Origin of the sequence: Vibrio sp. V08_P9A1T1, assembly GCF_963874405.1 — a bacterium.
In the GTDB taxonomy this organism is placed as follows: domain Bacteria; phylum Pseudomonadota; class Gammaproteobacteria; order Enterobacterales; family Vibrionaceae; genus Vibrio; species Vibrio anguillarum.
In genome coordinates this window covers 1-7,898 of the sequence record NZ_CAWNIB010000065.1, presented here as the reverse complement: position 1 = coordinate 7,898, position 7,898 = coordinate 1, and the positions used below count along the sequence as shown (strand labels likewise).

6 protein-coding genes and 1 other annotated feature are annotated in these 7,898 nt (G+C 42.5%); of the genes, 3 read left to right on the top strand and 3 right to left on the bottom strand.

Annotated elements, in window-relative coordinates; translation table 11 throughout:
• Positions 1-73: 73 nt before the first annotated feature.
• The 3 genes from pheA to bamD all read right to left on the bottom strand — a co-directional run bounded on the left by pheA (position 74) and on the right by bamD (position 2,993).
• The gene (pheA, locus tag AACT21_RS03595) at positions 74-1,252 is read right to left on the bottom strand and encodes a prephenate dehydratase (RefSeq protein WP_094164102.1); all 1,179 of its coding nucleotides are present in this window, start codon (positions 1,250-1,252) and stop codon (positions 74-76) included.
• 12 nt (positions 1,253-1,264) lie between these two features.
• Positions 1,265-1,383: a sequence feature (Phe leader region), on the bottom strand.
• 109 nt (positions 1,384-1,492) lie between these two features.
• Positions 1,493-1,819, bottom strand: a complete 327-nt coding sequence (gene hpf, locus AACT21_RS03590; protein ID WP_026027341.1) for a ribosome hibernation-promoting factor, HPF/YfiA family — start codon at positions 1,817-1,819, stop codon at positions 1,493-1,495.
• A 448-nt stretch (positions 1,820-2,267) separates the two neighbouring features.
• Entirely contained in the window at positions 2,268-2,993 is a 726-nt protein-coding gene (gene bamD, locus AACT21_RS03585) for an outer membrane protein assembly factor BamD (protein WP_013857531.1), read from the bottom strand.
• A 155-nt stretch (positions 2,994-3,148) separates the two neighbouring features.
• Here bamD and rluD point away from each other — a divergent pair, with 155 nt between their 5' ends.
• The 3 genes from rluD (at position 3,149) to clpB (ending at position 7,532) form a co-directional block, all read left to right on the top strand.
• A complete protein-coding gene (gene rluD, locus AACT21_RS03580) occupies positions 3,149-4,123 on the top strand; it encodes a 23S rRNA pseudouridine(1911/1915/1917) synthase RluD (RefSeq protein WP_013857530.1) in 975 nt (324 codons plus the stop codon).
• Entirely contained in the window at positions 4,123-4,848 is a 726-nt protein-coding gene (gene pgeF, locus AACT21_RS03575; protein WP_094164101.1) for a peptidoglycan editing factor PgeF, read from the top strand. Before rluD ends, pgeF begins: the two co-directional genes overlap by 1 nt.
• Positions 4,849-4,955: 107 nt before the next feature.
• Complete coding sequence (gene clpB, locus AACT21_RS03570; RefSeq protein WP_026027339.1) at positions 4,956-7,532, top strand: ATP-dependent chaperone ClpB; 2,577 nt, start codon at positions 4,956-4,958, stop codon at positions 7,530-7,532.
• Positions 7,533-7,898 lie beyond the last annotated feature (366 nt).

Below are 7,898 nucleotides of genomic sequence, written 5' to 3'. Positions count from 1 at the left end.
AATGATTAGGTATTATATGAACTATGTTGATGGCTGTCAGCTAACTTCTGTCAAATATTTGACTTAAATTTGATTATTGAAGTTTTACTTGGGTCGGTTTAACATTTTCGCTTGGGTAGCAACCTAATACTTTTAAATGCTTAGTGATTTTTGTTAGCTCATTCAATGCTTGCTGCATTTCAATGGAATCAAGATGTGATTCAAGATCAACATAGAACATTTCTTCCCAAGGATTACCCATAATAGGTCTCGATTCCAATTTGGTCATATTGATGCCGTAGCGTTGCAGCACTAACAAGCTTTCAACAAGTGAACCAGCTTGTTGCGATGTCGACATGATTAATGTCGTCTTCGCTGGAATTTGAGTAGAGACTTCCACGGGTTTTCGCGCAACAACAATAAAGCGAGTCTGGTTTTCTGTTTGATTGGCGATATTAGATTTGATCGATTGTAAGCCGTACAGTTTACCGCTGGAAGCATTGCCAATTGCGGCAACATCGTTGCGATTAAGCTGCTGTACTTTTTGCATCGCATCAGCGGTGCTCGCACAGGTTTCAAGCGTAACGCCTTTTAGGCGGCTTAAAAATTCGCTGCACTGCTGGTGGGGCTGTGGGTGTGAATAAAGGATTTTAAGCTCTTCCAAACGTAATTCAGAGGTGGCGACCAAGCAGTGCTCAATCGGTAAAGTGAGCTCACCGACAATGTACAAGGTAGTATGTTGCAGCAAATCATACACCTCGTTAATTGAACCTGAACTGGTATTTTCAATCGGCAATACCCCATAGTCGGCATGACCCGATTCAACCGTTTTAGTGACTTCTTTAAACTGATCGCAATTGAGTTCGATCAACTCTGTATTTTTACGACTGAAGTACTCACGGGTTGCAAGATGGGAGTAAGAACCTTTAGCACCTAAAAAAGCAACTCTTGCCAGCGGTTTACGGCTCAGTTGCGGATTGGCTAGATTCTGCAAGTATGCTTGCTGTAGCAAGACGGAGTCTTCAATGATGGTATGAAATAGTTTAGTAATGTACTGAGCATCTAAATTGTATTTTTCTTTACCAGTATTAATCAATTTGACTAAAAGTTGCTGTTCACGTATTGCATCTCTCACTGGTTTTGCGGTTTCCACTTTGCTTTTAGCGACTTCAATGCTGAACTTTCGACGTTCTGCCAGTAGGTTTAGCAGTTGATCATCAAGCTCGTTCAGTCGCAAGCGGATCTCTTCAAGTGAATAGTGCTTTTTAGTCATAAAAATGTCCTTGTAAAAAAGCCTCCCAGTGGGAGGCTTCCTGTTCGTTTTTGACTTATCTTCTGTCAACGACCATGCCTCCAAGGTTATTGGAGAAAAAAGAAGTCAAAAAAGAACAGTGAGGTTAAGTGCATAAGAAGGTGATTTCTCTTTGAATGTAAAGACACAATAAGCAAGCAACCGTAGAGCGTCAAGCAAAAAAATAGCGCTTGAAAGCGCTATTTTTCATCATATTAAACTTTATTCAACTTCTTCTTCTACTTCCGGTTTGTCGGTACGACGAGCTTCCGGTTTATGGCGCAGTTTGTTGAGTTGGCGTTCTAATTTTTGTTCTACCTCATTGATAGCTGCGTAAAGATCTTCATGGGTTGCAGAAGCGACTAATTGTCCTTTGGGTACCGTGATAATAGCTTCGAATCTTTTTTGTTTATTGGGCTCTTCACTAAAGCTAGCTTGGCATCCTATGATATCCACTTGCCATTTTTCTAGTTTTTTAAATTTGCTCTCAATGTGAGTGCGGATTGCAGAGGTGATGTCGATATTTTTACCAGTGATAGTTACTTTCATAGATGTTTTCCTCTGTTGCATCCCTCATGGGTTAACTTCAGATTACTGATTTAATACTAAAGTAATGTGATCTGGATCACTTTATTGAATGTGATTTCAAAGGGCGAGTTTAAACGTGATCTCACGCAAAGAGTGCTGACAAAGAGTAAAGAAAAAGCTTGTGATTCCTATCAATCTGGATAGATTGGTTAAAAGATCAAGCTAAGAATTTCCCATTTTTAGGGTGTTTTTGCGGCCTAAAAAGAGCGCTGCTCATTTCTTATTCAAGTGTTTTTTGTGATCTTTATTCTAACGATGTTTTGAACACCTCCCTTTTTATTTCAGTTTTCCCTGCACCACTCATTTTCCAGCCGTCTTTTGCTGGCGTGTTATTATTCCCATCGACTCCAAATAAAAAAACCACTCAAAGCGTGAGTGGTTTTCATGGCGTACCTAAGCTTATTGCAAACTATTGTGGATTGAGTGCAATTAACTTTTGAGTTCTGGCAATGGCATCGTTCAGTTTGAGCTGTTTATACGCTTCCAACTGAATGTGTAATGATTTGCGAGCCGCTTCAGTGTCTGGATACGTTTTTTGTAGCTCCTGAGCACGGTTGATGGCCGCAATCCAAGATTCACGGCGTAAGTAAAAATCAGCTGTGGCAAGGTCATATTCAGCCAGCCTATTTTTTAACGCGAATAAGCGTTTATGAGCATCTTCTGCATAAGGGCTTGTTGGGTAGCGTTGCAGCAGTTTCTTAAAATCAGCAAACGCAGCTTTTACCGGTTCTGGATCACGATCCGCGCGATCGACATTAAATAGGTCATGCATGAAGTTGCGATCTTGCGCCATATGCGTCAAACCACGCATGTAGAGTACCCAATCCATTTTTTCATGGGTTGGATTCAAACGGGTAAAGCGTTCAATGGTCGCTAAACCTAACGCAAGATCATCGTTTTTGTAGTAAGCGTAAATAAGGTCAAGTTGAACTTGTTCTGAATACGCGCCGAAGGGATAACGTGAATCTAACGCCTCAAGTTTTTGAATGGCCGTTAACCAGTTACCACTTTGCAGTGAGGTTTGCGCTTCTGAGTATAATTCAGAAGGCGGCACATCAGGGACAATCTCTTCGCTGCTTGAACAGCCAAATAACAGTGATAATGCGAGTAAGCCTGATAAAGTGTGGTGTTTCATGACAGGAGTCGTTTCCTTGAATTAATGCTTCTTAATTGAGTGCGTAATCGCTTTACAAATCGTTTCGTTACTTTCTTAGCAGTAACAGATACAATGACGCCATATTTTATCCATACTAGACGCTATTAGTCTCACGGTTTTTAAAAAAGTTCGATATGGCTCAGCAGATTGAATTAACAAATACAGTAAAAGATAGCCAGTTAGGTCAACGTTTAGACCAAGCTGTCGCTGAATTATTCGCAGATTTCTCTCGTTCACGTCTAAAAGAGTGGCTTTTAGAAGGCAAAGTTCAGGTCAATGGTGAGGTGATCACTAAACCAAGAACGAAAGTCATGGGGGGAGAAATCATTACGGTCCAAGCCGAGCTTGAAGATGAAGAGCGTTGGGAAGCGCAAGATATACCTTTAAATATCGTGTATGAAGATGACGATATTATGGTCATCAACAAACCACGAGATTTTGTCGTTCATCCAGGCGCGGGTACTCCAGATGGCACAGTGTTAAATGCACTGTTGTTCCACTATCCAGCTATTGCAGAAGTACCTCGTGCGGGGATTGTGCATCGTTTGGATAAAGATACGACTGGTTTAATGGTGGTCGCTAAAACGGTTCCTGCACAAACACACTTAGTTCGAGCGTTGCAAAAGCGTAAGATTACGCGTGAATATGAAGCGATTGTGATCGGTACTATGACTGCTGGTGGGATGATCGATAAGCCGATTGGCCGCCACTCAACAAAACGTACATTGATGGCGGTAAGCCCGATGGGTAAACCAGCGGTAACTCACTATCGTGTGGCCGAGCATTTTCGTGAACATACGCGACTTCGTTTGCGTTTAGAAACGGGCCGTACTCACCAAATTCGTGTGCATATGTCATATTTGCAGCATCCTTTGCTTGGGGATACCGCCTATGGTGGCCGCGCTCGCATTCCGAAAGGGGCAACGCAAGAGCTGACCGATATGATCCGTGGTTTTGATCGTCAGGCTTTGCATGCCGTTATGCTTCGACTTGAGCATCCTGTGACTGGTGAAATGCTAGAATTTCATGCGCCAGTACCTGACGATATGATCATTATGGCGGAAGCTTTACGCGTAGATACTAAGTTGAATAAAAAAGACGAGTTCTAATGCAGAAGATCATCCCTAACTGGAATGCACCTAAACATGTAAAAGCTTTCTCCTCGACTAGAGTCGGTGGCTTTTCGTTAGCTCCTTATCAAGGGCTGAATTTAGGCATGCATGTTGGGGATGATCCTTTATCCGTTGAAAAAAATCGCCAATGGCTAACGCAGCAAGCGGCGATGCCCTCTAAACCTATTTGGCTTAAACAAACGCATTCAACACAAGTGCTAGAGGTTACTCAACCTACTCAGCAGATTCTGAGTGCCGATGGTGTTTTTACCCATCAGCATAATGTGGTTTGTTCTGTAATGACCGCTGATTGCTTACCTGTTCTACTCACTAATCACCAAGGCAGCGAAGTGGCTGCAGTTCATGCTGGTTGGCGCGGTTTAGCTAATGGGATACTCGAAAATGCGCTCGCCAAATTTTCTAGTGATATCCTAGCTTGGCTCGGTCCTGCTATCGGTCCTACGGCATTTGAAGTCGGTGATGATGTATACCATGCCTTTGTTGATCAAAATACCAAAGCAAAGGCCGCATTTTCTCTTCAAGAGAATGGAAAATGGCTAGCAAATATTGCACAGTTAGCCACGTTAAGGTTGCATCAATGCGGTGTTTCAGAAATATCAGATAGCGGCCTTTGTACCTTCCATAATCCTCATCAGTTTTATTCCTATCGACGCGACGGAATCACAGGTCGCCAAGCTTCATTTATTTGGATCGAAGAGTAACTTACGCAAGATCAATCTTCCCTAACTTGCCCCTTGAAAAAGCACTAGTGCGTAGCCATCTTTAGCTACGTAAGATTAGTTTCTCAATTAAGGTGAGGAAAGTTGGTATGCGTCTTGATCGATTTACAAGCAAATTTCAAATTGCCATTTCTGATGCTCAATCATTGGCATTAGGCCGTGATCATCAATATATCGAGCCTGTTCATTTGATGGTGGCATTGCTCGATCAAAATGGCAGTCCAATTCGTCCACTTCTTACTATGTTAAGTGTGGACGTTATGCAATTGCGCTCGAAGCTCAGTGAGATATTAGACCGTTTGCCAAAAGTTAGCGGCATCGGTGGTGATGTTCAGCTTTCTAGCGCAATGGGTACTATGTTCAATTTGTGCGATAAACTCGCGCAAAAACGGCAAGATTCCTACATTTCTTCGGAAGTATTTTTGCTAGCCGCACTAGAAGATAAGGGCGCGCTTGGTCAATTACTCAAAGAAATAGGGCTTACCGAGAAAAAAGTTTCTGAAGCAATAGAAAAAGTGCGTGGAGGTCAGAAAGTGAATGATCCAAATGCAGAAGAGCTAAGACAAGCGCTTGAGAAATTCACAATAGATCTAACTGAACGAGCGGAACAAGGCAAACTTGATCCTGTCATCGGGCGTGATGATGAAATTCGTCGCACCATTCAAGTATTGCAACGCCGGACCAAAAACAACCCCGTGATTATTGGTGAGCCCGGTGTAGGTAAAACGGCGATTGTGGAAGGGTTAGCGCAGCGCATTATTAATAATGAAGTGCCAGAAGGTCTACGTGGTCGTCGAGTATTGTCATTAGACATGGGGTCTTTGGTCGCAGGGGCTAAGTATCGTGGTGAATTTGAAGAACGCTTAAAATCGGTGCTTAACGAGCTAGCGAAAGAAGAGGGTAATGTCATCCTCTTTATTGATGAGTTGCACACTATGGTCGGTGCAGGTCGAGGCGAAGGCGCAATGGATGCGGGGAATATGCTTAAGCCCGCTCTGGCTCGAGGAGATCTACACTGCGTCGGTGCGACCACTTTAGACGAATATCGTCAATATATAGAGAAAGATCCGGCACTTGAGCGACGTTTCCAAAAGGTACTGGTTGATGAACCTAGCGTAGAAGACACAGTAGCTATTTTGCGTGGTTTGAAAGAGCGCTATGAGCTCCATCACCATGTGGAGATCACCGATCCCGCTATTGTTGCTGCTGCGAGCTTATCGCACCGTTATATTTCTGATCGCCAGTTGCCCGATAAAGCGATTGACTTGATCGATGAAGCCGCTTCAAGTATTCGAATGCAAATAGATTCAAAGCCAGAATCTTTAGATAAGCTTGAGCGCAAAATTATTCAGCTGAAAATTGAGCAACAAGCGCTAACGAATGAACACGATGAAGCGAGTGAAAAACGCTTACAGGTGTTAAACGAAGAGTTAAAAGTGAAAGAGCGCGAGTTTGCCGAGCTGGAAGAAGTTTGGAATGCGGAAAAAGCAGCTCTTTCGGGTACTCAGCATATTAAGTCCGAATTAGAGCAAGCGCGTATGGATATGGATTTCGCACGTAGAGCGGGTGACTTGAACCGTATGTCAGAACTTCAATATGGCCGAATTCCTGAACTTGAAAAGCAGCTCGACCTTGCAACTCAAGCTGAAATGCAAGAGATGACTTTACTGCGCAACAAAGTAACTGATGTAGAAATTGCGGAAGTGCTTTCAAAGCAAACTGGTATTCCAGTTTCTAAAATGCTGGAAGCTGAGAAAGAAAAACTGCTGCAAATGGAGGATGCGCTGCATCAACGAGTTATCGGACAAGTTGAAGCCGTCGAAGTGGTATCAAATGCGATTCGCCGTAGCCGAGCTGGGTTATCTGATCCAAATAGACCGATTGGTTCCTTCTTATTCTTAGGGCCAACTGGTGTGGGTAAAACTGAATTGTGTAAAACACTCGCAAACTTTATGTTTGATAGTGAAGATGCCATGGTGCGAATCGACATGTCTGAGTTTATGGAAAAACACTCAGTAGCGCGATTAGTCGGCGCGCCTCCAGGTTATGTGGGCTACGAAGAGGGTGGCTACTTGACCGAGGCTATTCGTCGTAAACCGTACTCGGTTATCTTGTTGGATGAAGTTGAGAAAGCACACCCTGATGTCTTTAATATCCTACTACAGGTATTAGATGATGGGCGCTTAACTGATGGACAAGGACGCACAGTTGATTTTCGTAATACAGTGGTAATTATGACCTCAAACTTAGGGTCTTCGCAAATTCAAGAAAAATTCGCAAGCTTGGATTATGAAGGCATTAAAAAAGAGGTAATGGAGATTGTAGGTAAGCATTTTAGACCAGAGTTCTTAAACCGAGTGGATGAAAGTGTAGTATTCCATCCGTTGGCGCAAGAACAAATTAAATCGATCGCTTCTATTCAATTAGCCCGTCTTGGTAAACGAATGGAAGAGAAAGGTTATCAGCTTGAGGTATCTGAAAAAGCGTTAGAGCTGATTTCTCAAGTTGGGTTTGATCCTGTTTACGGAGCAAGACCATTGAAACGCGCGATTCAACAAAGCGTTGAAAATCCATTAGCGAAAGAAATCTTGGCAGGAAGAATCCTACCGGATAAAAAAGTTAAGCTAGTTGTTAGCAATGACCAAATTATTGCTCATCAAGACTAAACATTTACATTCAAAAGGGCCAGAAATGGCCCTTTTTGTTTGAAAATTACCCTCATTGGTTCTTTTGTGAGCTGTTGGTTCGTTTTTATGAGAAAGTTTCATTTTAATACTTGTGTCCTTCTCTAAACTACCTATAATGCGCCTCGTTGTCAGGGCAGTGCTAGTTACTTCTGATGATAACAGATGGACACTTGTTTAAAAGAAATAATCGATAAAGTGTTTGACACTTAAGGTTATATCGCTAGAATGTTCGTCCGCTTTGAATGCTTTTAGATAAGCATCCAAGCAAGCTCTTTAACAATATAAACCTATCAATCTGTGTGGGCACTCGTTGATGATAATCAAAAAAGATTTATCAATGAACTG

Coding starts and splice junctions, on each gene's coding strand:
- hpf (WP_026027341.1), bottom strand. CDS start 1,819: ATGAAAGTAACTATCACTGGTAAAAATATCGACATCACCTCTGCAATC.
- bamD (WP_013857531.1), bottom strand. CDS start 2,993: ATGAAACACCACACTTTATCAGGCTTACTCGCATTATCACTGTTATTT.
- pgeF (WP_094164101.1), top strand. CDS start 4,123: ATGCAGAAGATCATCCCTAACTGGAATGCACCTAAACATGTAAAAGCT.
- clpB (WP_026027339.1), top strand. CDS start 4,956: ATGCGTCTTGATCGATTTACAAGCAAATTTCAAATTGCCATTTCTGAT.
- pheA (WP_094164102.1), bottom strand. CDS start 1,252: ATGACTAAAAAGCACTATTCACTTGAAGAGATCCGCTTGCGACTGAAC.
- rluD (WP_013857530.1), top strand. CDS start 3,149: ATGGCTCAGCAGATTGAATTAACAAATACAGTAAAAGATAGCCAGTTA.